The sequence below is a fragment of the Pseudomonas sp. TH34 genome (assembly GCF_016650865.1).
Taxonomy (GTDB): Bacteria; Pseudomonadota; Gammaproteobacteria; order Pseudomonadales; family Pseudomonadaceae; genus Aquipseudomonas; species Aquipseudomonas yamanorum.
On the sequence record NZ_JAEKFB010000024.1, the window covers coordinates 13,660 to 36,405 of the forward strand.

General features: G+C 61.6%; 27 protein-coding genes. 11 read left to right on the forward strand and 16 right to left on the reverse strand.

The features are described 5' to 3' along the window. Positions 1–79: 79 nt before the first annotated feature. Complete coding sequence (locus tag JFU58_RS19500) at positions 80–685, forward strand: NAD(P)H-dependent oxidoreductase (protein ID WP_177026076.1); 606 nt, start codon at positions 80–82, stop codon at positions 683–685. Here the strand turns inward: JFU58_RS19500 and JFU58_RS19505 are convergent. After that, positions 682–1,539: a LysR substrate-binding domain-containing protein gene (locus tag JFU58_RS19505; protein WP_201141696.1), complete on the reverse strand. Its 858-nt coding sequence runs from the start codon at positions 1,537–1,539 to the stop codon at positions 682–684. The two genes, JFU58_RS19500 and JFU58_RS19505, sit on opposite strands and share 4 nt — an antisense overlap. Before the next feature lie 107 nt (positions 1,540–1,646). On the opposite strand from JFU58_RS19505, the gene JFU58_RS19510 reads away from it, so the two are divergent. Both JFU58_RS19510 and JFU58_RS19515 read left to right on the forward strand, forming a co-directional pair. Then, on the forward strand, positions 1,647–1,925 hold the full coding sequence (locus JFU58_RS19510) for a carboxymuconolactone decarboxylase family protein (RefSeq protein WP_201141698.1): 279 nt from the start codon (positions 1,647–1,649) through the stop codon (positions 1,923–1,925). A 5-nt stretch (positions 1,926–1,930) separates the two neighbouring features. Continuing rightward, positions 1,931–2,305: a tautomerase family protein gene (locus JFU58_RS19515; RefSeq protein ID WP_008436392.1), complete on the forward strand. Its 375-nt coding sequence runs from the start codon at positions 1,931–1,933 to the stop codon at positions 2,303–2,305. Position 2,306: 1 nt separating this feature from the next. Here JFU58_RS19515 and JFU58_RS19520 read toward each other — a convergent pair whose 3' ends face one another. From JFU58_RS19520 to JFU58_RS19540, 5 genes are all read right to left on the reverse strand, one after another. Then, positions 2,307–2,696, reverse strand: coding sequence for a hypothetical protein (locus JFU58_RS19520; protein WP_201141700.1), 390 nt, complete (start codon positions 2,694–2,696; stop codon positions 2,307–2,309). 32 nt (positions 2,697–2,728) lie between these two features. After that, the gene (gene aroA, locus JFU58_RS19525) at positions 2,729–3,985 is read right to left on the reverse strand and encodes a 3-phosphoshikimate 1-carboxyvinyltransferase (RefSeq protein WP_093209582.1); all 1,257 of its coding nucleotides are present in this window, start codon (positions 3,983–3,985) and stop codon (positions 2,729–2,731) included. A gap of 84 nt (positions 3,986–4,069) precedes the next feature. Next, positions 4,070–4,528 (reverse strand): nuclear transport factor 2 family protein, encoded by a 459-nt coding sequence (locus JFU58_RS19530; RefSeq protein ID WP_063029781.1) that lies wholly within the window; start codon positions 4,526–4,528, stop codon positions 4,070–4,072. A gap of 11 nt (positions 4,529–4,539) precedes the next feature. Continuing rightward, positions 4,540–5,370, reverse strand: a complete 831-nt coding sequence (locus JFU58_RS19535; RefSeq protein WP_201141702.1) for an SDR family NAD(P)-dependent oxidoreductase — start codon at positions 5,368–5,370, stop codon at positions 4,540–4,542. Continuing rightward, on the reverse strand, positions 5,367–6,266 hold the full coding sequence (locus tag JFU58_RS19540; protein WP_063029785.1) for an NAD-dependent epimerase/dehydratase family protein: 900 nt from the start codon (positions 6,264–6,266) through the stop codon (positions 5,367–5,369). Before JFU58_RS19540 ends, JFU58_RS19535 begins: the two co-directional genes overlap by 4 nt. A 114-nt stretch (positions 6,267–6,380) precedes the next feature. Here JFU58_RS19540 and JFU58_RS19545 point away from each other — a divergent pair, with 114 nt between their 5' ends. Then, complete coding sequence (locus JFU58_RS19545) at positions 6,381–7,280, forward strand: LysR family transcriptional regulator (RefSeq protein WP_201141704.1); 900 nt, start codon at positions 6,381–6,383, stop codon at positions 7,278–7,280. Here JFU58_RS19545 and JFU58_RS19550 read toward each other — a convergent pair. Beyond that, complete coding sequence (locus JFU58_RS19550) at positions 7,277–8,077, reverse strand: isocitrate lyase/PEP mutase family protein (RefSeq protein WP_201141706.1); 801 nt, start codon at positions 8,075–8,077, stop codon at positions 7,277–7,279. The two genes, JFU58_RS19545 and JFU58_RS19550, sit on opposite strands and share 4 nt — an antisense overlap. Before the next feature lie 174 nt (positions 8,078–8,251). On the opposite strand from JFU58_RS19550, the gene JFU58_RS19555 reads away from it, so the two are divergent. Beyond that, positions 8,252–8,605 carry a DUF1428 domain-containing protein gene (locus tag JFU58_RS19555; RefSeq protein WP_201141708.1) on the forward strand — a complete coding sequence of 118 codons (354 nt, stop codon included), beginning with the start codon at positions 8,252–8,254 and terminating at the stop codon, positions 8,603–8,605. Between the two features lie 212 nt (positions 8,606–8,817). Further along, the gene (locus JFU58_RS19560; protein ID WP_177117397.1) at positions 8,818–9,447 is read left to right on the forward strand and encodes a lytic polysaccharide monooxygenase auxiliary activity family 9 protein; all 630 of its coding nucleotides are present in this window, start codon (positions 8,818–8,820) and stop codon (positions 9,445–9,447) included. Between the two features lie 85 nt (positions 9,448–9,532). Here JFU58_RS19560 and JFU58_RS19565 read toward each other — a convergent pair whose 3' ends face one another. The 5 genes from JFU58_RS19565 to JFU58_RS19585 form a co-directional block, all read right to left on the reverse strand. After that, entirely contained in the window at positions 9,533–10,087 is a 555-nt protein-coding gene (locus JFU58_RS19565) for a UPF0149 family protein (protein WP_063029794.1), read from the reverse strand. A gap of 87 nt (positions 10,088–10,174) precedes the next feature. Next, a complete protein-coding gene (locus tag JFU58_RS19570; RefSeq protein ID WP_063029796.1) occupies positions 10,175–11,428 on the reverse strand; it encodes a chloride channel protein in 1,254 nt (417 codons plus the stop codon). 114 nt (positions 11,429–11,542) lie between these two features. Then, the gene (locus tag JFU58_RS19575; RefSeq protein ID WP_177026069.1) at positions 11,543–12,226 is read right to left on the reverse strand and encodes an anti-sigma factor; all 684 of its coding nucleotides are present in this window, start codon (positions 12,224–12,226) and stop codon (positions 11,543–11,545) included. Beyond that, positions 12,223–12,750 (reverse strand): sigma-70 family RNA polymerase sigma factor, encoded by a 528-nt coding sequence (locus JFU58_RS19580; RefSeq protein ID WP_201141710.1) that lies wholly within the window; start codon positions 12,748–12,750, stop codon positions 12,223–12,225. The genes JFU58_RS19575 and JFU58_RS19580 overlap by 4 nt, the downstream gene beginning before the upstream one ends. A gap of 70 nt (positions 12,751–12,820) precedes the next feature. Further along, on the reverse strand, positions 12,821–13,342 hold the full coding sequence (locus JFU58_RS19585) for a DUF3455 domain-containing protein (protein WP_017475578.1): 522 nt from the start codon (positions 13,340–13,342) through the stop codon (positions 12,821–12,823). Between the two features lie 136 nt (positions 13,343–13,478). Here JFU58_RS19585 and JFU58_RS19590 point away from each other — a divergent pair, with 136 nt between their 5' ends. Both JFU58_RS19590 and JFU58_RS19595 read left to right on the forward strand, forming a co-directional pair. Then, a complete protein-coding gene (locus JFU58_RS19590) occupies positions 13,479–14,258 on the forward strand; it encodes a class I SAM-dependent methyltransferase (protein ID WP_201141712.1) in 780 nt (259 codons plus the stop codon). An 82-nt stretch (positions 14,259–14,340) separates the two neighbouring features. Further along, positions 14,341–15,126, forward strand: coding sequence for a sulfite exporter TauE/SafE family protein (locus JFU58_RS19595; protein ID WP_063029803.1), 786 nt, complete (start codon positions 14,341–14,343; stop codon positions 15,124–15,126). On the opposite strand, the gene JFU58_RS19600 is transcribed toward JFU58_RS19595, so the two are convergent. Then, positions 15,123–16,358: an acyl-CoA dehydrogenase family protein gene (locus JFU58_RS19600; protein WP_201141714.1), complete on the reverse strand. Its 1,236-nt coding sequence runs from the start codon at positions 16,356–16,358 to the stop codon at positions 15,123–15,125. The genes JFU58_RS19595 and JFU58_RS19600 overlap by 4 nt on opposite strands. Before the next feature lie 263 nt (positions 16,359–16,621). Here JFU58_RS19600 and sfnG point away from each other — a divergent pair, with 263 nt between their 5' ends. After that, complete coding sequence (sfnG, locus tag JFU58_RS19605; RefSeq protein ID WP_093209610.1) at positions 16,622–17,713, forward strand: dimethylsulfone monooxygenase SfnG; 1,092 nt, start codon at positions 16,622–16,624, stop codon at positions 17,711–17,713. Here sfnG and JFU58_RS19610 read toward each other — a convergent pair. Beyond that, a complete protein-coding gene (locus JFU58_RS19610) occupies positions 17,697–18,797 on the reverse strand; it encodes a GNAT family N-acetyltransferase/peptidase C39 family protein (RefSeq protein WP_026077744.1) in 1,101 nt (366 codons plus the stop codon). The genes sfnG and JFU58_RS19610 overlap by 17 nt on opposite strands. Positions 18,798–18,891: 94 nt before the next feature. Here JFU58_RS19610 and JFU58_RS19615 point away from each other — a divergent pair, with 94 nt between their 5' ends. Beyond that, positions 18,892–20,478: a RimK family protein gene (locus JFU58_RS19615; RefSeq protein ID WP_063029809.1), complete on the forward strand. Its 1,587-nt coding sequence runs from the start codon at positions 18,892–18,894 to the stop codon at positions 20,476–20,478. 6 nt (positions 20,479–20,484) lie between these two features. After that, entirely contained in the window at positions 20,485–21,426 is a 942-nt protein-coding gene (locus JFU58_RS19620) for a magnesium transporter CorA family protein (RefSeq protein WP_063029811.1), read from the forward strand. Positions 21,427–21,561: 135 nt separating this feature from the next. Here the strand turns inward: JFU58_RS19620 and map are convergent, their stop codons facing one another. Continuing rightward, positions 21,562–22,317 carry a type I methionyl aminopeptidase gene (gene map, locus JFU58_RS19625; protein ID WP_201141716.1) on the reverse strand — a complete coding sequence of 252 codons (756 nt, stop codon included), beginning with the start codon at positions 22,315–22,317 and terminating at the stop codon, positions 21,562–21,564. Beyond that, on the reverse strand, positions 22,314–22,517 hold the full coding sequence (locus tag JFU58_RS19630) for a ParD-like family protein (RefSeq protein ID WP_017475587.1): 204 nt from the start codon (positions 22,515–22,517) through the stop codon (positions 22,314–22,316). Before JFU58_RS19630 ends, map begins: the two co-directional genes overlap by 4 nt. Positions 22,518–22,746: the final 229 nt, after the last annotated feature.

The window sequence follows — 22,746 nt, forward strand, 5'->3', positions numbered from 1 at the left end:
AAAAGTAACTTACCAACGGTAACTTAGCTCAAGCCTACTCAATTTGCCTTCTCATCGCTACCCCGACGGAGTCACCGCCATGCACGCGCTGATCGTTGTTGCTCACCACGACTCACACTCCCTGACCCACAGCCTCGCCAAACAGGCCGCCGCCGGCATAACCGCCGCCGGCCACACCTTTGAAATCGCCGACCTCGCCGCTGAAGGTTTCGACCCGCGTTACAACGCCGCCGACCATAAAGTGCATCGCACCCGCGCCACGCCGCCGGCCGACGTACTGGCCGAACAGGCCCGTCTGGACCGCGCCGACGCCTTGGTGCTGGTGTTCCCGATCTTCTGGTGGTCGATGCCGGCCTTGCTCAAGGGCTGGATCGACCGGGTATTCGTCAACGGTTGGGCGATCGACTACAGCCTTGAGACGAAGGTGGTGAAAAAGCTCGGCCATTTGCAGGTGCACTTACTGGGCGTTGGCGGGGCGGACGAAGGTGTGTTTGAACGCCACGGCTATGCCAACGCCATGCGTACGCAAATCGACCATGGGATCTTTGATTACTGCGGTGCGAAAGTGCTGACATCCGAGCTGCTACTGGACTCGGAAAGCGGCGCTGCCGAACAGCACCTGGAAACGGTGGCGAAGTTGGGGCGACAACTGTTCGTGACCCTTGAACCTTGCGAAACCGCCTAAACCAGGCTGCTCTGTATGAGCGCTGCCAGCTGTGCTACCTCAGCGCCTGGCGCTGGATGGCTGCAATGCAATTCATAGCCAAGGGACGGCACCGGCGGCAGGCCGTCGAGCACCCGCAGGTGCGCAGGCAAACCGATGCGGGTGCGCAAGGTCACGCCCAGCCCGGCATCGACCGCCGCCCAGATCCCGCCCACGCTGGGGCTGGTCAAGGCAATGCGCCAGGCAATGCCGGCGCGGTCCAGGGCTTCAGTGGCCGCGCTGCGTAATACGCAGGGCGCCTCGAACATCACCAGGGGCAGCGGCGCATCTTCGGCGCGCGGTAGTAGGGGGTTGTCCCGGGGCCCGATCCAGTGCATGGGTGTCTGCCCCAGGCGGGTGCGGCAGGACGATGTCTGACCGGTTTCCCAGGTCAGCGCCAGGTCCAGGCTCGCGCTGTCGATCAGGGTCAGCAGCTCGGCATTGCGGCCTATCCGCACTTCAAGACTGATCATCGGATACAACCTGGCGAAGCGTCGAAGGATGTCACTGAGCACGTGCTCGCCAAAATCCTCCTGCAAGCCGAGGCGCAAGGTGCCTGCGGTTTGGGTTTCGTTAAGGCTGCTGAAGACAGTGTCATTGAGGTCCAGCAACCGCCTGGCGTGGCCGAGCAGCGCTTCACCCACCGGCGTCAGCACCAGCCCGCGCCCGAATTTGCTCAGCACCGGCGTGCCGACCTGTTCTTCGAGTTTCTTTAATTGCGCGCTGACGGCTGAGGTCGAACGGCCCAGGCGGTCCGCCGCTTTGGCAAAGCTGTTCAGCTCCACGCCGGTGACGAAGGTGCGCAGTACATCAAGGTCGAAGGTGGGACGGCGCATTGAATGGTCCATTAAATCGGGATGGTGGGTGCCATTAAATCTGATATTCGGAATGATCCTGGCTTGCTAGTTTTTGCCCGTCAACTGAATTGTCGGAGCGAGAGCCCATGAGCAACAAATTTACCGAGCTGACCCGCGACGTGCTGTTCGCCGATATCTGGGAGCGCGAGGGCCTGTCGCCCAGGGAGCGCAGACTGATCACCGTGGCGGCGCTGGTGGCGATGTACCGTCTGGAGCAACTACCGTTTCACTTGCAGCGGGCGGTTGGCAATGGCTTGAGCGTCGAGGAACTGGGTGAAGTCATCACTCACCTGGCGTTTTACTCCGGCTGGCCGACAGCGGCGTCGGCGCTGAACCTGTTGGCAGCCATTCCTCCTGCGGAGTAACCACCATGCCTTACGCCCGAATCTCACTGCACCGTGGGAAATCCCCTGAGTATCTGCAAGCGCTTTCACAGGGATTGCATGACGCCCTGGTTGAAAGCTTCAAGATTCCTGACGCGGATCGCTTCCACGTGATCCACCAGCACGAAATTGGCGAGATGATCATCGACCCCAACTACCTGGGCGGCCCCCGCAGCCACGACTATGTACTCATCGCGATCACGGGCGGTAAACCTCGTGATACCGAGACAAAACGGCGGTTTTACCAAGTATTGGTAGAGCGGCTGGAGGCTGCGATTGGGCTGAGCCCCGAGGATGTGATGGTGGTGATTACGACGACGGCGGCGGATGAGTGGTCGTTTGCAGGTGGCAGAGGGAACTGATTCAACCCTCTCGAAACAAGTCATGAGCATCCAGCAACCGATACGCAATCTCCGGCCGTTTCTCCATGCCCTTGCGAATCGCTGCCGGAATCGACTGCCGGGTCTTGCGACACAACCCCGGCAAGTCATCGATAACGATCTGAATCCCGCGCATCGTCTTCACTTCCATATGGCCCGGCGCGACATGCACGCGAATCCCCAGTTGCTGGTGCATCAGCTGTTGCATGCGCTCCAGGTCGGGCAGGCTTTGCAGGTTTTCGAGGCGTTCGAGCAGGCGTTTTTCTTCCTGGCGCGTCAGGTGCAGGATGCGCGGATCGGCGCCGGGAACGTCGAGCAGTTGCTCACGATTGCAGTCGCAGACGCCGGGTGGGCAGGGTTGGCGAATCGTCATGCAGTCTCCCTCCCGTTACCGGCGCCGGCGGCTTAATACGTCAGATGGACCCCAAGGCTTTCCAGCTCTTTCCAGTACTCAGGATAGGTCTTGCCGACGCAGTCCGGGTCCTGAATCCTGATCCCCGAGACCTTCAAGCCCGCCAAGGCAAAGCACATGGCGATGCGGTGGTCGGCGTGGGTGTCGATCAGCGCGTTGCACGTGGTGCCCGCCAGGGCCGGATCGCTGGCCACCAGCAAGTCATCACCTTCAATGGTCGCCAGGCCCGGACGGATTTCATTCAGGCCGTCATGCAGTGCCTGCACCCGATCACATTCCTTGACCCGCAGGTTGGCCAGTTCCGTGAAACGTACCGGCGTGTTGTTGAACGCGGCCAGTACGGCGAGGGTGGGGATTGCGTCCTGCATCTGCGAGCCGATGACTACCGGCTGCATCTGCGGGAACTGTGCGATCACCGCCTGGGCCTTGGCATCGGGCTGGGTGAAATCCTGCGGGGCGACGCCGAGGTCGATGCGGCCGCCGGTCAACACTTCGGCAGCCCACAAGTAGGTGGCGGCGGAAGCGTCAGGTTCGATCAGGTAATCGTGGGCGGTGTAGCCGGTCGGGGCCACGCGCCAGGTGCTTTCATCAACGATGTCCACCTGGGCACCGAAGGCGCGCATGCAGTCCAGGGTCAGGTCGACGTAGCCACGGGCGCCAATGTCCTTGCCGGTCAGGGCCACTTCAATCGGCGCTTCGCCGCACGCCGCCAGCATCAACAGTGCTGATACATACTGGCTCGACAGGCCGCCGTCGATCTCGAAACGCTTGGCTTGCACGCGGCCAGTGCCATGGACGGTCACGGGTGGGCAACCGGTAGGGCTGTCGACCTGGATGCCATTCTGGCCGAGGGTCGCCAGCAGCGGGCCGATCGGGCGTTTTTGCATGTAGGCGTCGCCGTCCAGCACCACGGTGCCTTGCACGGTGGCCACGGCGGCGGTGAGAAAGCGCATCGCGGTGCCGGCGTTGCCGAGGAACAGCGGTTGCGCCGGCAATTGCAGCTTGCCAACGCTGGTGACGACGAACGTGGTGTCGTCCGGTTCATCGATCACCACGCCCATCTGCCGCAGGGCCACCGACATGTGGCGAGTGTCATCGCTTTTCAGCGCGCCGCTCAAACGGCTGGTGCCCTTGGCCAGGGCCGCCAGCAGCAGGGCACGGTTGGTAATGGATTTGGAGCCGGGGGGCGCTACCTTGCCGTTCAGTGGAAAGTTGGGCGGTGTAACGGTCACGGTTTTCTGCGAACTCAAGGTACAAGGCTCCTGCTTCAAGGCGGGTGGCGTTTGGCGGACACGAATAATCGGCCAAACACGCCACCCTTGTCGAGCATGGATCTACGCCTCAAGCCCCGCCACCGGCTTCCAGCCTGCCAGCGGCGTCAGAAAGTGCAGCTCAAAGCGCCGCTCGCTGAACGCCCAGCGCCCTTGCCGGCGTTCGAACCGGTCGTGATAAAGACCGCTGATCTGCACCTGTCCCAGTTCGTTATGGGTGCACAGGCAATCCACCGCAACCCTCGCGCTGGCGGTGTCGCCGCTGATGTCGATCAGCGGGTTGGCCATCCAGTGATGCATATGCGGCATGGCTGCCCAGTTGAGGTGGGCGGAAGCAATAATCGCTGCAACGCCGTCATGGCAGCCAAACGCGGCACCGAGGTCCAGCCGTGCGTCGTCGTGCCAGATGCTGCGCAGCAGCGTTTCGTCGCGAGCGTCGAAGGCGTGGGCGTACTCACTGATCAGGCGCTCCAGAGCGAAGCGGGTTTCCAGCTGTTCTACGCGGGTGATGAGGTCGGTCATGACAGAGGCCTTTATTGAGGGAAATCGGTGGAGGTGGACAGCGAGCGCCAGCGTTCAAGATCGGCGTGGACCTGGCCCAGCTTTGCCTCGACGACGCTGACCGCATCGCTGCCAGCGACGAAGCGCAAGGGCGGTGCTGCCAGAGCCGCCAATTGCACAACCGCCAGGCCTAGCCGGTCCGGGTCGCCGATTTGCCGGTGATTACGAGCCTCGAAGACCGCCAGGGTGCGGGCGCGAAATTCGGCGTAATCCTCAAGTCCCCGGGTGCCAAGCTTGAGCATCCGGCTGTCGAGAAAGTCAGTACGAAACGCCCCGGGCTCCAGCAGCGTCAGGCGGATGCCGAACTCGGCGACTTCCTCGGCCAGGGCTTCGGAGAACCCTTCAATCGCAAACTTCGACGCCGAATACATCGAGGCCCCACGCACGCCCTTGAAGCCGCCATTGGACGACATCATCACCAGGTGGCCGCTGCGCTGGCGGCGCATCACCGGCAGCACCGCGCGGGTGACATTGAAGGTGCCGAACACGTTGGTGGCGAACTGGCGCTCGATGGCCTCGGGTTCGACTTCCTCGAAAGGCCCGAACTGTCCGTAGCCGGCGTTATTGACCAGCACATCGATGCGTCCGAATCGTGCGATGGCGGCGGCCACCACCGTTTGGGCCTGTTGCTCATCGCGGATGTCCAGCGCGGCGGTCATCACCTGGTCGCTGCTGTAGGTCTGGTCCAGACGGGCCACGTCAAGGTCGGTGGCTACCACCTGGTCGCCGTTAACCAGCGCCGCGCGGGCGATGCCGGCACCCAGGCCGCCAGCGCTGCCGGTAATCATCCAGACGCGGCTCATAGCGGCATCTCGCTGCCGATCCAGTCGAGGATCGAAGCGTGACGCGGCGCCCAACCCAGCTCGGCGCGAGCCCGCTTGGCCTTGACCCGGCTATTGGTGCCGAAGGTGTAATGCACGTGCATCGGGTCCCAGTGTCGTTCGGCTTCGTCGGCGGGCCATGACTGCACCGCGCCCAGGTTCATGCGCTTGGCCAGCGCGGCGGCCATATCGATAAACGACGCTTCACCGTTCTCCAGAAAATAGAACGCGCCAGCCGGGGCTTTTTCCACGGCCAGCAGGAACAATTGCGCAACGTCATCAATGTGCACGTTGGACCAGCGATTAACCCCACGCCCAACAATACGCATTACTCCGGTTTCCCGGGCGCGGGCCATCAGGAATGGCAGCTGGAAGCTGTGATTGGTCAGGCCATGGCCTACGCCATAGATATTGCTCGGGCAGATCACCACGCTGCGAATACCCAGGTCGGCGGCAGCCATCATGCGCAGGTCGATGTCGTAGCGGGCTTGCTTGGGGGCCTCGATGATGAACGGCGTGTCTTCGTCGAAGATGTGTTCGGACAGCGTATTACCCAACGCATCATCGCCGATGATGCTGGAGCCGCTGGTGTGGATCAGCAATTTGCCGGAGCCCCGCAGCGCCTCGATAAACGCGTCGACGGCGCCGGCGTGGTCGCTGTTGGCGGCATCAATCACCGCATCGGCTTGGCGAGCTTCGTCGATCAGTAACTGGCGATCATCCAGGCTGCCAATCACTGGAGTGATGCCCTGGGCTTGCAGGCGTGCGGCTTTCTGCGGGTCCCGCAGCAGGCCGCGCACGCTGTGCCCTTGGGCAATCAAGTGATGGGCGACGCTGCCGCCGACGAAACCATTGGCACCGGTAAGGAAAATCTTCATGGGTAAAAGCCTGTGGCTGGGGAACGAGCCACCACCATAGGCGTGAACAATTAGCGGAAAAACAGGCCTCAGTTCTGTTTAGAATGGACTCCAGAGTCCTTAATGGGGGAGCGTATGGAAAGCCTGAATGCCATCGGCGTGTTTGTCGCGGCGGCTGAAGCCCGCAGTTTTGTCGGCGCGGGCAGGGCGCTGGGCATCTCGGCGTCGGCGGTGAGCAAGAGCATTGCCCGGCTGGAGGCAAAGTTTGGTGTGCGGCTGTTCCATCGCAGCACCCGCAGCATCACCCTCACGGCCCAGGGCACGCAGTTTGTCGGGCGCTGCCGGCGGGTGTTGGCGGAGCTGGAAGTGGCGGGTGAAGAGCTGTCGCAAACCCTTGCCGCGCCCCAGGGACCGCTGCGGGTTGGCCTGCCGATGATTGCCCGGCCGTTCCTGAGGATGTTCGGCGAGTTCCAGGCGTTGTACCCGCAGATCCAGCTGGACCTGGATTTCAACGACCGTCTGGCAGACGTGATTGCCGAAGGTTTCGACGCGGTCATCCGCAGCGGTGCGCCGAAGGATTCCGGGCTGTCGGCGCGTCCGCTGGGCACTTATCGAATGTTGGTCGTTGGCTCCCCGGATTATCTGGCTCGGAACGGAACGCCGCGTTGCCCGGAAGACCTGCACGCACATCGCTGCATCCATTTCCGCTTTCCCGCCTCCGGCAAACTCCAGGCCTGGCAGATGCGCCGCGACGAGCGAGCGCTGGAGCTTGAGCTGCCGCGCTCGATGATCTGCAATTCGGTGGAAGGGCGCATGGAGCTGGCGGTGCAAGGCCAAGGCCTGACTTATGCGGCCGACTTCGTGGTGCGCGAGGCGCTGGCGGCCGGGCATCTGGTGGAGGTGCTTGGGGATTACACCTGGGGGGGTGGCCAGTTCAACCTGCTCTGGCCGTCGGGGCGGCAGGTGCCGCCCAAGCTGCGGGTGTTTATCGAATTTATTGTCGCCAATATGCCGTTGGTACGTGGGACGTCTTAACCCGGCATGCGGCCATTCAAGTCGCCGTAGGTGAACGCCTTCAGCTCATGGGTATCGAGCTTCCCGGTTCGCAGGAAACCTTCGGCCAGGCTGTGCATGGCGCCATACAGGAATTCGGCGATGCTCGAGCCGGCCGTGAGGCGGCGTACGCCCAAGGCTTGCAGCGTCTCGGGCGCGGGCAGGCCGGCCCAGGCCAGCACGTTGACCGGCAAGTTGGTCGCCTGGCAGAGCTGACGGATTTCGTGTTCCAGATGGATGCCGGCGGCAAACAGCCCGTCGGCGCCTGCGCCCTGGTACAACGCCGCGCGCTTGAGGAGTTCTTCAAGGCGCTGTGGCTCTGGGGCCAATCCTTTCAAATACACGTCGCTGCGGGCATTGATAAACAGCTTCACGCCACAGCTGTCCGCCACACGACGGGCAACCTCGATCTTGCGCGCCAGCAGTTCAGGGGTGCCGGCACCGTCCTCGATATTGACGCCGACGGCGCCCGCGTCGATTACGGCCTTGATCACCCGGCCCACGTGCTCCGGGTCGTCGGAATAACCGGCCTCGATGTCCACGCTCAGCGGCACGTCAATCACCCGGGCCATGGATTGCACGGTGCTGACCAGCAGCGGCAGCGGCAGCTGATTGCCGTCCTTATAGCCGTGGGTCCAGGCAACGGCCGCGCTGCTGGTGGCGACGGCCTGGCTGCCCAGTTGCGCCACCAGGCGCGCACCGCCGGCATCGGCGACGTTGGGCAGGATCAACAGTTGAGCATGGTGCAGGGCGTGGAAGGCGGTAGCGTGGGCGGTCATGGCGGGTCAGTCCTTTGGGTGGGCTTTGTTGTTGAAGGCGCCTGTCATATCAAGAATCGACCCGGCATCGCAATCGATAACACACCACTGGTCGACATTTGCCACGTTGATGTCGATTAAGCGCCTGATGGATCGACTACAAGCACAACAACCCGTCGAGTCAGGAGAATGATCATGTCTTACGTAGATGGCTGTGTGATCGCGGTGCCCACCGCAAACCGCGAACAATTCATCCGGCACGCCAAGGCCGCAGCCGTGGTGTTCAAGGAGCACGGGGCGCTGAATATTGTCGAGTGTTGGGGCGACGATGTGCCCCAAGGGCAGGTGACCTCGTTTCCCATGGCGGTCAAGCTTAAGGACGATGAAACCGTGGTGTTTTCCTGGATCCTGTGGCCATCACGCGAGGTGCGTGATGCCGGGATGAGCAAGGTGATGGAAGACCCGCGCCTGAAGGCGGACGCCAATCCGATGCCGTTTGATGGGCAGCGGATGATCTATGGCGGATTTGAGCTGATCCTGAACACCTGAGGTCAGGTGTTCACGGACGGCCGCTGTAGTCCGATCGCCTGTTGCAGGGTAGGACCGACGACAGAACCGATGCAGGACCGCTACGAAAACTCCGCAAAACAAGGACATGACGCGATTTGTCTGACAGAACCGTCGGGTAGACAACCCGGCGGGGTGGGCTAAGTTCAAGGCGCTTCCCATGAGGGGAAGTCTTCAATCAAGGAGTGACTGAAATGAACAAACCCCAGACTCAACTCAGGCATGGTCGCGTCGTGACCCCCGCCAGCCGTGGTTCGGTGGCGGTAGAGCGTGGCCTGTTGGAAAACTGGCAAGTCAACGAAATGGAAGGCGGCAAGAACTTCCCGGCCCTCAACGCCGGACCGTTTCCGGCACCTTACGAAACTGACGATCAGAGCGTCACGCCCCCCGCCGACGGGCACATCCTCAGCGGCGGCAAGACCGATGCCCGCGACTGCGTGAACTTCACCGACGAAGAAATGGGTAAGAAGCTCAACACCCCGTTTAACTGGCCGTTGTTGAATGTTGAAGCCGGCCAGGTATTCAAGGTGCAGTGGGCTTACACCGCCGCGCACGTGACCCGTGGCTATCGCTGGTTGATCACCAAGGACGGTTGGGACCCCAAGCAGCGCATCAGCCGTGCTCAACTGGAGGCCAAGCCTTTCTTTGAGGATTTCTACACCCAGGTGCCGTATTACCAGCACTCGGCAGAATTGAAGGCCAAGGTCGAGCATCAAGTGACATTGCCCAAGGGCAAGAAGGGCCGGCATGTGCTGGTGTTGATGTGGATCGTAGCCAACACTGGCAATGCGTTCTACCAGGCATTTGACGTCGATTTCAACTAGCGGCAACTGAACCTGGAGCAACAACATAAATGCGGCGAGGGAGCAAGCTCCCTCGCCACAGGTGTTGCGTTCAGCACACGCTCAATCAGCGCTGGGCCAACCAGTAGTCGTGCAACGCGCGGGCGGCCGGTTCGATAGCGGCTACCCGTTGCTGATGGGCATCAACATCCAGGTCTGCCGGCAGTTCGAAGTTGTCCTGCTCGGCGCACCAGGAAATCTTCTCCAGTTGCCCGGCCTGTTCGGCGGGCAGCTCTGGCCAGTTGCCAATGGCGGCGCCACGGATATAGCCAAAGCACCATTCTTCCGCCAGGGTCAGTGGCTGGTCCTGGTGCTCGGTTTCTTCGAAACGCGCCTTGAAACCTTGGGCATCGGTCGCCAGTTGCGTGGCAATAGCATTCATATGGCGCACGCACAGTTCAAGAAACTGCCCGGCTTCTTCCGGGCTTTCCCAATCCGGGTTCTGCCCACCAAAGATACCGGGAAACCATTCGGCAACCTCCACCTGCGCGGGGCTTGAAACCAGTGCGGTGAAGTAGCCGTCGAGCTCGGCCAGGTTCAGCACCGAATGGTCGTCGCCGTACTTGAGCAGGGTTTCGTCGATGAACTCGAAATCGGCGGGGGCGAGGGGTTGGTCGTGCATGGGCATATCCTTTGTGCGTAGAACGCCGCTGATGGGGCGGCTTAAAGCGCGGAGGATGGCGCGTGTCGGGGTTTTAATCCAGCTTCTTCAACGCTTTTCCCACAGGACGCACAGCTTGCTCATGCACATCGAACCCGCCACCGCGAGAATGATCGGCACCAGGAAGTCATGGTCGATGCGGGTGAATTCCGCCACCAGCACAATCGCCGTCAACGGCATGCTCATGCTCGATGCCAGGAACGCCGCCGCACCAATGATCGCGAACGCCCCCAGCGGTACGCCGGGCCACAGCAGGTTCCAGGCGCCACCGAGGATGATCGCGAGCAGGGCGCCGTTGGCCAGCGCCGGGGTCAGCAGACCGCCTTCGGCACCGGCGCGCAGGCTGCTGGCGGTGATCAGTACTTTGACCACCAGCAGCACGGCGGCCAAGGCGATGGTCAGCTCGTTGTCGAAGCCCAACTGTGCCGGGCCTTTGCCGTTGCCGAGGATTTGCGGCAGGAAAATCGCCAGGCCGCCAATGATGGTGAAGTTGATCAGCGACAGCACCGGCAGCCGCCAGCCACGGGCGGCGTTGCTGCGGGCGGCGCCGGTCAAGCGGGTGAACCCATAGGCGGCCAACCCGAACACCGGCCCGCAGGCCAGCGCCCAGGCGATCAAGCCAGGGCTGAGCACAAAGTGCGGCACCACGTATTGCGCCTCTGCCCCTAGGCCGATCCAGGCCACCGATGCGCCGATGGCCGAGGTGGCCAGGGCGATTACCGCTGCCGGCCAGCTGAACACACCCACCAACACTTCGAGCACAAACACCGCACCACCCAGCGGCACGTTGTACACCGCCGCCAGCCCGGCACCCGCGCCGCAGGCGACGATCAGCCGATGCATGTCCGGCGCCAGCCGCGCCCGTTGTGACAACCAGGTGGCGGCCAGCGCGCCGACTTCCCGTGGCGCCACTTCACGGCCCAAGGGCGAGCCGAGGGCCACGGTGATGATTTGCAGCACGGCGTGGGCGAGGGTGGTCTTGGGCGGCATGATCGGCGCGTCGGCCGAGACCGCTTGCTTTATGCTCACCAACGGGCGGCCATAGCGGTAGATCAACCACCAACCCACACCGGCCACCAGGCCGCAGGAGATCAGTACCAACACCCGGCGTTCGGGCGCGGCGGCGGTGACGCCGAGCAGAAAGGTTTCATGGCTGATCAGGCTGTCGAGGCTGTAGCCGTAGGCCAGGTGCTGGATGCCGTGCAGCAGCAAGGCGAGGAGCATGCCGCCCAGGCCGGCGCCGATGCCGGTGAAGATGACGACAAGGGCGAGAATCAGCAGCGAACGGGTTTTTGAGGGCATGAAGGGTCCAGGGAGCCGGGTTTTCGAGCCCGATTCTATAGCGCAATGGTGACGCCATAGCCCCGAGATGTAATGCCAGTGCACGAACTGGCCTTCCACAACATTGCATTACGTTCAGATTACTTTAACCGCCCGGCCGATTGCCTGAATCGGACCTGTCGGCTTGCCGGTTTTCGAGCCGCCCGGATTTTCCAGGGTCAGCTCAAACAGCTGGTTCGGTGCCAGTGGCGGGAGTTTGTCCAGGGGCACAGATAACGTCTGCCCGGGTTTGACCAAGCCCAGCGACACCGGGCCTTGCCAGTCTTCGCCCTTGGTCCAGAACTGCAAGGTCTTGTCTGCCGGTACTTCCATGACGCCCAGTGGAATCAGCTGGATTTCCTGAGTATTACTCGCCTGGATCACCCAGCCCGGCGCCTGGTTTTGCGGGGCGACCAGCACCACCACATAAGCGGTCGGGTTGATGGCAGCCGTACGGGTCAGTAGCAACGTCGCCAATACCAGGCTTGCCGCGATGCCCGCACCGGCCAGCCCGCGCCACAGGGCCAGCCGGTTCCACCACGATACGGGCGAATCGTGATTGGTCGAATGCCCCAGGCTGCGCTCGATGCGTCGCCATAAATACACCGACGGCGTTGCGGGCGCAGCCTGTTCGGTCAATGGCAGCAGGCGCTGCTCCCAGGCGTCCACCGCTGCGCGTAACGCGGTGTCGGTTGTCAGGCGCTGTTCCACCTCGGCACGCTGCTCGGCGGGCAAGGTGCCCAGCACATATTCGCTGGCCAGTTCGTCGATGCTGTTCATGCCATGCACTCACGCAATGCCGCGAGGCTGCGTTTGATCCACGCTTTCACGGTGCCCAATGGAGTGCCGAGTTTGTGCGCGATTTCGCTGTGGGAATAACCGTCTACATACGCATGCAGGATGCAATTGCGGCGGGCCGGGTCGAGTTGTTCGAGGCAACTGTAGATCCGCCCCGAGCGCGCTTGATAGTCGAAGGTGTCGGTGGGCGCTGCGCTTTCATGTTCTTCGCTGAGGGGCACTTCGCGGCCACTACTGCGCACAGCATTCAGCGCCAAATGCCGAGTCACGCTGTACACCCAGCCGCGGGCCGAGCCCTTGTGCGGGTCAAAGCTGGCGGCACCCTTCCAGATCTTGATAAAGGCATCATGCACGATGTCTTCGGCCACGGCCTTGTCGCGCACGATGCGCAAGGCAACTCCCAGCAGCCGGGAGCTTTCCTGTTGGTACAGCCCGCGCAAGGCCAGTTGTTCGCCACGGGCGCAAGCCAGCAGGCAGGCTTCATAGTCAAAATCGGCTTCAGGCAAAGACAGGTTTCCAGGTGGAGGCCCCGGCGGAGAGCCCGGGGCGCTTTCGCAGCAGCGTAGACGAGTTTGATTAATTGGCCGCCCAGAAGATGTAGTCAGCCTGGTACTTCACCACTGCCTGCTGGCCCTTGTTGGCCGCGGTGCATTCGGTGCTTGGTGCTACGCCACCTTTGAGGGCAACCCGTTGAATGTACGCGACGCCACTCATCGCCCCCTTGCCTTCGGCTGGGTTGGCCTTGACCAGTTGATAGGGCAGGTTGCCGGGGCTGGACGGTGCCACCGCCAACTGGGTGCCGGTGACTTTCGAGCCGTCCTTGGCCTGCCAGGTGGCCGGCGGGCCGAAGTAGCTGCCGACCTGCTGGCCACTGCGGTCATTGAGCACGGCCTTGGGCCCGACGAAAAACCATTCGGTCTGGCCGGCAGCGTTGGCCTTGTCCCGGCATTCATAAGTGATTTCGCCGACTCCAGTGGTTTCCATCGCTACCTTGTGACCGTCCGGCACTTTGATGCTGTCGGGTAAACCGGTCTGGGCAAAGGCGGTCGGTGCAGCGGCAAACAGGCAGGTCACGCAGAACAGGGCTTTGGCGTTCATCGGTGTCTCTCCTTAAGGGCAGCAAGGCGCTGCTACCGGTACTACCCACGGCACGCGCAAACGGATGCAGCGATTAGAAAATAAATCGGTAAGGGCGCACACTGTGGCCCCCGCACTACCAGAGGAGAGATTGGCAATGACCGGTGTTCACACGTCTGCTCAACAGGGTTTCTCTACTCAGGCCGTCACCTACGCCCAAGGCCGACCGGACTATCCACGGCAGCTCACGGGCTGGCTGACCGACGCCCTGCAGATCAATTCCCACTCCACAGTCATCGACTTGGGCGCGGGCACCGGCAAGTTCACCCGTTTGCTCAATACCGTGGCGCCGACGTTGATTGCGGTCGAGCCGGTGGAGGCGATGGGCGCGCAGTTGAAAAAGCTGCTGCCGAACGTGCGCCTGCTGTCGGGCATCGCCGAAGCCATCCCGCTTGAGGCGGCAACCGCCGATGCGCTGGTGTGTGCCCAAGCGTTCCACTGGTTCTCCACGGAAGCGGCCCTGGCGGAAATTCACCGGGTGCTCAAGCCGGACGGCCGCCTGGGGTTGATCTGGAACGTGCGGGACGAGTCGGTTGACTGGGTCGCGGCGATCACCGAAATCATCACGCCTTACGAGGGTGACACCCCACGCTTTCACACCGGACGTTGGCGCGAGGCGTTTACCGGCGAGTATTTTTCCGCCCCCGAAATGACCTGCTTCCCCTACAGCCACGTGGGCAGCCCTCAGGAAGTGATCATGGATCGCTTCCTCTCCGTGAGCTTTATCGCGGCGTTGCCGGAGGCGGAAAAGGCGCTGGTCACCGGGCAGTTGCAGTCTCTGATCAACACCCACCCGGCCTTGCGTGGCCGTGAGACCGTCGCGTTCCCGTACCAGACCCAAGCCTATCGCAGCCAGCGACTGACGAAAAAAGCATAAAGTAAGATCGTATTGATATAAGTCGTTATAAGAAAAATCGCTATGCTGCGGCCAGAATTTTATAAGGCCGCAGGTAGTGGTAATGGATGTAGGTAATTTTGGTTTCTCGATTGCTGGCCTGATTGTTGGATTTATCGTGGGAATGACCGGTGTAGGCGGTGGCTCGTTGATGACGCCGATCCTGCTCTGGTTCGGCATCAACCCGGCCACCGCCGTGGGCACCGATCTGTTGTATGCCGCCATCACCAAGTCGGGTGGTGTGCTGGTTCACAGCAAGAATCGCAACATCGACTGGACCATCACCGGCTGGTTGACCCTGGGCAGCGTGCCTGCGGTGTTGCTGACCTTGTGGTTCCTCAAGAGCCTGGACACCGATCCCGCCGCCTTGAACGCGGTCATCAAGCAATCCCTGGGCGTGGTGCTGCTGCTGACGGCCACGGCGATCCTGTTCAAGAACAAGCTGTTGGCCTTCGCCCAGCGGCACGCCGGCGACGACTACAAGATGGCGCCGCGCAACCTCAATGGGCTGACCGTCGTCACCGGCGCGATCCTCGGCACCATGGTGGCCCTGACCTCCATCGGCGCCGGCGCCCTGGGCACCGTGGCACTGTTTATCCTGTACCCGTTCCTGGCCACCAAGCGCCTGGTGGGCACGGAAATCGCCCATGCCGTGCCATTGACCCTGGTGGCAGGCCTCGGCCACGCGAGCATGGGCAACATGGACTGGACCCTGCTGGGTTTCCTGTTGCTGGGCTCGCTGCCGGGGATTTATGTCGGCAGCCACATGGCTGGCAAGGTCCCGGACGGGATATTGCGGCCTTGCCTGGCGTTCATGCTGGTGATGATTGGCTTCAAGCTGGCACTTTAACGCGCCGACCCATTGCCGATCTGCCATACAAACGGCGGCTCGGTGCCATTGATCACCCAGTCGCCGACAATCCGCGCCTTGTAGATCACCGGATTGTGGGACGACACCGTGCGTGCATTGCGCCAGTGCCGATCGAGGGCTTTGCCCTGGCGCACATCCGACGCCCCCAGCGCGTTGAACAGTTCAGTGGTGGCACGCTGGATCAGTTCCGAGACCACCACCTGCGCCGTGGCTGATTCGATTTCAGCGGCGACGTTGGCTTCGCGCTCCACCGCATCATCCCCACCGAACCTTGCCACATAAGCCCGCTGCGCCGGAACTGCGGCCTTCAGCGCACTGGCTTCGGCGGCATACACCAGCGCCGCGACTTCACCCACCACTTGCTGAATCTGCGAGTCCTGGCTCACATGGGCCGCGTTGCCATGGCTGTAGATCCGCTTGCGGCTGCGCACCTGATGCGCCACATCCTTGAGGGCCGCGCGACCGATGCCCGCCAGGGTGGCGAGCAGTACCAACTGGTAGAACGCGGTCTGGTATTTGAAACGGGTGGCAAAGTCGATGACGTTTTCTGCCTCCACCACCGCGTCGGTAAAGCGCGAGGTGCCGCTGCCGGTGGTGCGCTGGCCAAAGCCGTCCCAGTCATCGCTTTGCACCACGCCAGGCTGGCGGGTGCGGGTGGCGGCAATCACATCGCCGCCGGTGTCGCTGCGTTGGGCATAGACGTCGATCCAGTCGGAAAACAGACTGCCAGTGCTGTAGAACTTCTCACCGTTGAGTTTCCATTTATCGCCGTCGGGGCTGACTTTAGTGACAACATCGCCGATGGCCACGCTGCCGATTTCGGTCCAGGCGCAGCCCACGATGTCACCGTCGACAAAGCGTTTGAACCAGAGGTCTCGCGCCGCGCCGGGTGCGGCATTCAGGCGGTCTTCGGCAAACGCGAAGTGCCCGCGCAGGGCCTGGGGCACGTTGGAGTCGGCTTCGGCGAGTTCGATCAGCAGTTCGAATAGCTGGGGCAGGGAGGCGCCGCCACCGCCGTATTCCACCGGGACGCGCACGGCGCCAAAGCCGGCTTGCTTGAGCCATTGGATCGGCTCGTAGGGCAGGGCGCGGGTTTGTTCGCGTTCTACGGCACCTTCGGCGATGCGCTGGAAAATCGGCCGGAAGCGTTCGGCCAGGGCGTGATAGTCGACGCCAGTGGACAGTGGATTGATCACGTGATGTTCGGTCATGGGGACGGCTCCTGGGCAGTTGGACAGTGGAGCTGTTGCACGGTCCATGCCGGGTGCCAACGGCCCTGTTTGCGGGGGCGGGGCGAATCCAACTGTTGCTGCGGCAACAGCAAAACGACAAACCACCGCAATCCATGACACCTTCCCGCAGGTCGTTTTTCGCCCTTTTCAGCGCGCCAGGCCACTTGGGACGGGCCTCTCACGGTGCCTGGCACAGTTGCTGCTCCCTACGCTGTACATGCCAATCCACGAGGTACAGTCCGATGAGTCAGCAAGCCGTTAAATTTGCCTACTGGGTGCCCAACGTCAGCGGGGGCCTGGTGGTCAGCAAGATCGAACAGCGCACCCACTGGGGCATCGACTACAACCGCAAGCTGGCGCAGTTGGCCGAGGAAGCCGGCTTCGAATACGCTCTGACGCAGATTCGCTTCACCGCCGGCTATGGCGCCGAATACCAGCATGAGTCCGTCGCGTTCAGCCACGCGTTGCTGGCGGCCACCACCAAGCTCAAGGTAATTGCGGCGATCTTGCCCGGCCCTTGGCAACCTGCGCTGGCGGCCAAGCAACTGGCAACCATCGACCAACTCACCAACGGCCGCGTCGCCGTGAATATCGTCAGCGGCTGGTTCAAGGGTGAGTTCCAGGCCATTGGCGAACACTGGCTGGAGCACGACGAGCGTTATCGCCGCTCCGAGGAATTTATCCGCGCCCTGAAAGGCATCTGGACCCAGGACAATTTCACCTTCCGGGGGGATTTCTACCGCTTCGACAATTACAGCCTCAAGCCCAAGCCACTGGGCGAACCGCACCCGGAAATCTTCCAGGGTGGCAGTTCACGGGCCGCGCGGGACATGGCCGCTCGGGTGTCGGACTGGTACTTCACCAACGGCAACACGCCGGAAGGCATCAAGGCTCAGGTGGACGACATTCGCGCCAAGGCCGCTGCCAACAACCACTCGGTGAAAGTCGGGGTCAATGCGTTTGTGATTGCCCGCGACACCGAGGAAGAAGCCCGCGCCGTGCTCGCGCAAATCATCGAGCAGGCCGACCCGGAAGCCGTCAACGCATTTGGCGATGCGGCAAAGCAGGCGGGCAAGGCATCGCCGGAAGGCGAGGGCAACTGGGCCAAGTCGACCTTTGAGGATCTGGTGCAATACAACGACGGCTTCAAGACCAACCTGATTGGCACCCCGCAACAGATCGCCGAGCGCATCGTGGCGTTGAAGGCGGTCGGCGTGGACCTGGTGCTGGCTGGCTTCCTGCATTTCCAGGAAGAAGTCGAGTACTTCGGCCAGCGCGTGTTGCCGCTGGTGCGCGAGCTGGAAGCCAAGGCCGGGATCAAGCAAGTCGCCTGAACACCACCACCGCCGCCCGCAATTTGTTGTTGCCGAACCGGCACATTCGCTCGAACTCCCCGTGGCTGACCGGCAGGTGCTGGCAGTCCATGGGTTGGCGATGCTGGCTGTGATCCACGTCCGGGTCGTGCAGGTACACGAAGTCTTCGTCGCAGTCGGTGACGATCACCCAATGGGGCGACTTGGAGCGGGTCAGCCGGTAGCTGCTGATCAACACCAGCGGCTGCCCGCCGTCGCGCAGCACCTGGGGTAAATCCAGCGGGCCGCCGAGCACTTGCTCAACGTCGCTCAAGGCCAACTCTTCCTCGAAGGCGTCATGCACCAAACGCATGACGTCTTTTTTATGCTGATCACGCACCCCGTCGAGAAACAACGGCCCACTGACATTGACCTGCATACGCACCCGAAAGCCCCGGCGCCAGGCGGCGAGTGCCAGGCCCTGGGGGCTGCAACCGCCGTGGCCGGCGGTCATGAACACGGTGGTTGCTTCGCGCCAGATCTGCAGTTCTTCGCGGCGCTGGGCCACCCGTGCAGGTTCCAGGGCGCCCATGGCCATCAGCAGGCTGGCGGCGCCACAGGTGAAGTCGGTGGTCTGTTGGTAATAGGGCACGCTCAAGGCTCGCGCGTCCTGGTGCTGGAGGATGCGTTTCTCCAGGCGCAGGGCGGGGGCATGGTCTTCGTAGTAGTCGTTGACCAGGGCAAAGCGCCGATAGCCGTTGCGCTCGTACAGGGCGATGGCGCCGGGGTTGTCGGTGCGCACTTCCAGGCGCAGGTAGGCGCAGTCATGTTCCACCGCACAGGCTTCGATGCGCGTCAGCAGTTGCTTGCCCAAACCCAGGCCCCGGGAGGACTCGGCGATGGCGATGGAATACAGGCGCGCCAAGGAGGTGCCACGGTGGAACAGCACCAGGGCGTAGCCCAGCAAATCGTCGCCTTTTTCCGCCACCAGCAGTTGCCCGTGGGCGCGGCTGACCATCCACTGGAAGCTGCGGGTGGAGAGCCGGTCCGTGGTGAAACAGTGCTGTTCCAATGCCACCAATGCAGGCACGTCATCGGGTGTTGCAACGCGAAAGGAAAGAGCCATGTGACCGCCGTAAAAGTTGCGTAACGAAACGGGACTTCTCTAAAAGATCGTGCTTAATAGAAAAGGTCTAGTTCTCTAAAGCGGATCAATCAATATGTCAGCGGTACAAGGTCATTGGCGTGAAGTATCCGAGCAAACAGTGGCGGCGACAATAACTTCCAGCGGTTATTTTTCCAGCCCTCCCAAGAGTGCAAGTCAAGTCGTGATTATTGTCGAGCGCAAGGAAGACTGGGCGTCGTACTTCCCTAGCGAAGACATCGTCACCGCCCAGGAATACCTTGAGCAAACCCGGGAAAACGAGACGGGCAAGCGTGTGCAGGTGATCAACCTGTGCCGCAGCTACAAGTACCTGGGGCACGGCTACTACTGCTCGCTGCTGGCCGAGGCGCGGGGCCACAAGGTGATTCCGTCGGTGCGCACCATCAGCGAACTGACGAAAAAGTCCCTGTACGGCCTGGCCCTGGATGACCTGGATAAAACCCTCGACAAAGCCTTGAGTCATCATCTCTACAGCAACACCGAAGGCTTTACCCTGACACTTTATTTTGGCCGAACCAATATTGAACCCTTGCAGGATTTGGCTCGTCAGTTGTTTGAAGCGTTCCCTTGTCCAATCCTGTTAGTTGAGTTTCGCAAGAATAACGGCTGGCACATCGAAGGCATCAAGTCTGGCGTATTGCATAAGTTGCGGGATGACCAGGAAGATCAGTTTGCCAATGCGCTGGATAACTTCAGCCGCAAGATCTGGCGCCAACCGCGCTCCCGACGGTTGGCCCGCTACGACCTGGCGATCCTGCATGACCCGCAGGAACAACTGCCGCCATCCAACGCCCGCGCCCTGGACAATTTCGTCCGGGTGGGCAAGGGCCTGGGCATCGATGTGGAGCTGATCGAACGCAAGGACTACGCCCGCCTGGCCGAATACGACGCCTTGCTGATCCGCGAGACCACCAGCGTCGACAACCACACCTACCGCTTCGCCAAAAAAGCCGAGAGCGAAGGTCTGGTGGTGATGGACGACCCGGCGTCGATCCTTCGCTGTACCAACAAGGTCTACCTCACCGACCTTCTGAAAAGCCATCAACTGGGCATGCCCGCCACCGAAATTCTCTACAAGGAGCGACCCGAAGACTTTGAACGGGTGGGCGAGCGCCTTGGCTTCCCGCTGGTGCTGAAGATCCCCGACGGGTGTTTCTCCCGTGGCGTGATCAAGGTCGAAAGCCAGCAAGCGCTGCTGACCGCCACCGCCGAATTGTTCGAGCATTCTGTGTTGCTGCTGGCCCAGGAATTTTTCTACACCGAGTACGACTGGCGCATCGGCGTCCTCAACCGCAAGCCGATCTTTGCCTGCCAGTACTTCATGTCCAAGGGGCATTGGCAGATCTATAACCACAAGGCCATCGGCCAGGACATCAACGGCGAGTGCCGCACCCTGGCGGTCCACGAAGCGCCCAAGGCGGTAGTGGAACTGGCGGTAAAAACCGCCAACCTGATCGGCGACGGCCTGTACGGCGTGGACCTCAAGCAATCCGGCGACAAGGTGGTGGTGATCGAGGTCAACGACAACCCCAACATGGACGCCGGTATCGAAGATGCCTACCTGCAAGACGACTTGTATTCCCTGGTACTGGAGGAGTTCGTACGACGCCTGGAGTTGAAGCGTCAAGGCCAGGTGTGGTGACGCGCGATGATCCAGCGCTTTGAATTAGCCGATGGCAAGTTGTACAACAGCCTGGGGGATGGCGGGGATGTCTTGCTGTTCAGCAATCCGGACCCCCACGAGCGCAAGTACCTGCGCGACTGCTACAAGCTCGACGAACATGCCCTGGCCTCGGCGCTGGACCCGGACGAAGTGTCCCGCATCGAGTTCCACCCCGATAATCTGTTCCTGATCTGGAAGCGCCCGGAGAACTATTCCGGCGGCGGCAACCTTGTGTTTGAAGTGGCGTCCTGCGGCTTGCTGTTTTCCGGGGACCAGTTGCTGGTGATCGCCACCGACGACAGCCAGCTTTCCGGGCTGGGCGCCCGCCGGCCATTACGCACGCCATTGGATGTGTTGCTGGACTTGCTGCTCAACAACATCCACCACTACCTGGGCCACCTGAAGGTGATCAAGATGGTCGCCCGGGAGTTGCAGCAGCAGTTCAATGCATCGATGAGCAATCGCCACCTGATGCAGATGTTCAACCTCAGCGAAAGCCTGATCTATTACATCAACGCCCTGCACAGCAACGGCGCGGTGCTGACGCGCCTGCGCAACCATGGGGAAAAGGAGCATTTCAGTGCTGAGACCCTGGGCCTGATCGATGACCTGATCATCGAGAACAACCAGTGCTACAAGCAGGCGGAGATTTACTCCAACGTGTTCTCCGGGCTGATCGATGCCCGGGGCAACCTGATGAACAACAGCATGAACAACCTGCTGCGCAAGCTGACGCTGATCAACGTGGTGTTCCTGCCGTTGAACCTGATCGCCAGCGTAGGCGGGATGTCGGAGTTCAGCATGATGACGGCGGGCACGCCGTGGTGGATTTCGTACCCATTGTTCATGACGGCGATGGGGCTGGGAGCGGGGTTGATGGTGTTGGGGTTGAAGCGGATTGCGGGGAGTGGCGACAAGGCAGTTTGACTAAGATCTTGAATATCACTGAGGTCTAAATGTGGGAGCGGGCTTGCTCGCGAAAGCGTTGGATCAGTCGCTGTAGATGGCGACTGTCACACCGCTTTCGCGAGCAAGCCCGCTCCCACAGGGGATTTGCGCCATTCAGACGTCCGGCTGTAACGTCAACACCTCAAACCCATCCCGCGTCACCGCCACGGTATGTTCCCACTGCGCCGACAAGCTGTTATCCCGCGTCACCACCGTCCAGCCATCCTTCAAGCTGCGCACCTTGGCGCTGCCCTGGTTGAGCATCGGCTCAATGGTAAACACCATGCCTTCACGCAGTTCCAGGCCGGTACCGGGGCGGCCGAAGTGCAGGATCTGCGGCTCTTCGTGCATCTCGCGGCCAATGCCATGTCCGCAATACTCACGCACCACGCTGTAGCCGTTGCTCTGGGCATGGCTCTGGATGGCGTAGCCGATATCCCCCAGGCGCGCGCCGGGCTTGACCTGGCGGATGCCGGCCCACATGGCTTCAAAGGTCATTTCCACCAGGCGCCGGGCCTTGGGCGCGACGTTGCCGATCATGTACATTTTGCTGGAGTCGGCGATATAGCCGCCTTTTTCCAGAGTGATGTCGATGTTGACGATGTCGCCGTCCTTGAGCACGTCCTTGGCGCTCGGCATGCCATGGCACACCACCTCGTTGATCGAGGTGTTGATGCAGAAGGGGTAGTCGTACTGCCCCAGGCTCGCAGGCCGTGATTGCAGGTCGTTGCGGATGAAGGCTTCGACGGCGCTGTCGATCTCCAGGGTCGACTGGCCGGCGGCAACAAAGCCGTCAAGCATGGTAAACACCTGGGCCAACAGACGGCCGGATTCGCGCATCACCGCGAGTTGTTCCGCCGTCTTGATCATTGCGCGCGCCCCCGGATCAGGTCGGGTTTGTCCAGCAACAGCTTGTTGATCAGGTCGTTATAGGCCAGGTGTGGATTGAGCTCGGCGAGCAGGCCGATCTTGATCCAGAACTCGGCCTGGGCGTTGATGGAACGGTCCATGGTGGCGCTGGCCAGACGGAGTTGTTCGTGCAATTGGTCGGTGATCTTGACGATGCCCATGAGCTTCACTGTGCAGGGTTGATATACAAAGCGTATACGTTTCGTATGCTTCGCGTAAAGCCTGGCGTTTCGCCATTGACTTGCCCGATGGCGCCGGTTAGTTTTGATTCATGACATTTCAAACCTTTCGTTGCCAGCCAAGCATTATTACCGCCATTCCTCATTTGGCGGGATAGCGCACGGCTGCACCCAAACCCGCCCTAGAGGCGGGTTTTGTTTTTCCGTCTCC

What these genes read in the sequence shown, in the direction of transcription:
- JFU58_RS19500 (WP_177026076.1), top strand. Translation starts at nt 80, where the DNA reads ATGCACGCGCTGATCGTTGTTGCTCACCACGACTCACACTCCCTGACC.
- JFU58_RS19505 (WP_201141696.1), bottom strand. Translation starts at nt 1,539, where the DNA reads ATGCGCCGTCCCACCTTCGACCTTGATGTACTGCGCACCTTCGTCACC.
- JFU58_RS19510 (WP_201141698.1), top strand. Translation starts at nt 1,647, where the DNA reads ATGAGCAACAAATTTACCGAGCTGACCCGCGACGTGCTGTTCGCCGAT.
- JFU58_RS19515 (WP_008436392.1), top strand. Translation starts at nt 1,931, where the DNA reads ATGCCTTACGCCCGAATCTCACTGCACCGTGGGAAATCCCCTGAGTAT.
- JFU58_RS19520 (WP_201141700.1), bottom strand. Translation starts at nt 2,696, where the DNA reads ATGACGATTCGCCAACCCTGCCCACCCGGCGTCTGCGACTGCAATCGT.
- JFU58_RS19530 (WP_063029781.1), bottom strand. Translation starts at nt 4,528, where the DNA reads ATGACCGACCTCATCACCCGCGTAGAACAGCTGGAAACCCGCTTCGCT.
- JFU58_RS19535 (WP_201141702.1), bottom strand. Translation starts at nt 5,370, where the DNA reads ATGAGCCGCGTCTGGATGATTACCGGCAGCGCTGGCGGCCTGGGTGCC.
- JFU58_RS19540 (WP_063029785.1), bottom strand. Translation starts at nt 6,266, where the DNA reads ATGAAGATTTTCCTTACCGGTGCCAATGGTTTCGTCGGCGGCAGCGTC.
- JFU58_RS19545 (WP_201141704.1), top strand. Translation starts at nt 6,381, where the DNA reads ATGGAAAGCCTGAATGCCATCGGCGTGTTTGTCGCGGCGGCTGAAGCC.
- JFU58_RS19550 (WP_201141706.1), bottom strand. Translation starts at nt 8,077, where the DNA reads ATGACCGCCCACGCTACCGCCTTCCACGCCCTGCACCATGCTCAACTG.
- JFU58_RS19555 (WP_201141708.1), top strand. Translation starts at nt 8,252, where the DNA reads ATGTCTTACGTAGATGGCTGTGTGATCGCGGTGCCCACCGCAAACCGC.
- JFU58_RS19560 (WP_177117397.1), top strand. Translation starts at nt 8,818, where the DNA reads ATGAACAAACCCCAGACTCAACTCAGGCATGGTCGCGTCGTGACCCCC.
- JFU58_RS19565 (WP_063029794.1), bottom strand. Translation starts at nt 10,087, where the DNA reads ATGCACGACCAACCCCTCGCCCCCGCCGATTTCGAGTTCATCGACGAA.
- JFU58_RS19570 (WP_063029796.1), bottom strand. Translation starts at nt 11,428, where the DNA reads ATGCCCTCAAAAACCCGTTCGCTGCTGATTCTCGCCCTTGTCGTCATC.
- JFU58_RS19575 (WP_177026069.1), bottom strand. Translation starts at nt 12,226, where the DNA reads ATGAACAGCATCGACGAACTGGCCAGCGAATATGTGCTGGGCACCTTG.
- JFU58_RS19585 (WP_017475578.1), bottom strand. Translation starts at nt 13,342, where the DNA reads ATGAACGCCAAAGCCCTGTTCTGCGTGACCTGCCTGTTTGCCGCTGCA.
- JFU58_RS19590 (WP_201141712.1), top strand. Translation starts at nt 13,479, where the DNA reads ATGACCGGTGTTCACACGTCTGCTCAACAGGGTTTCTCTACTCAGGCC.
- JFU58_RS19595 (WP_063029803.1), top strand. Translation starts at nt 14,341, where the DNA reads ATGGATGTAGGTAATTTTGGTTTCTCGATTGCTGGCCTGATTGTTGGA.
- JFU58_RS19600 (WP_201141714.1), bottom strand. Translation starts at nt 16,358, where the DNA reads ATGACCGAACATCACGTGATCAATCCACTGTCCACTGGCGTCGACTAT.
- sfnG (WP_093209610.1), top strand. Translation starts at nt 16,622, where the DNA reads ATGAGTCAGCAAGCCGTTAAATTTGCCTACTGGGTGCCCAACGTCAGC.
- JFU58_RS19610 (WP_026077744.1), bottom strand. Translation starts at nt 18,797, where the DNA reads ATGGCTCTTTCCTTTCGCGTTGCAACACCCGATGACGTGCCTGCATTG.
- JFU58_RS19615 (WP_063029809.1), top strand. Translation starts at nt 18,892, where the DNA reads ATGTCAGCGGTACAAGGTCATTGGCGTGAAGTATCCGAGCAAACAGTG.
- JFU58_RS19620 (WP_063029811.1), top strand. Translation starts at nt 20,485, where the DNA reads ATGATCCAGCGCTTTGAATTAGCCGATGGCAAGTTGTACAACAGCCTG.
- map (WP_201141716.1), bottom strand. Translation starts at nt 22,317, where the DNA reads ATGATCAAGACGGCGGAACAACTCGCGGTGATGCGCGAATCCGGCCGT.
- JFU58_RS19630 (WP_017475587.1), bottom strand. Translation starts at nt 22,517, where the DNA reads ATGGGCATCGTCAAGATCACCGACCAATTGCACGAACAACTCCGTCTG.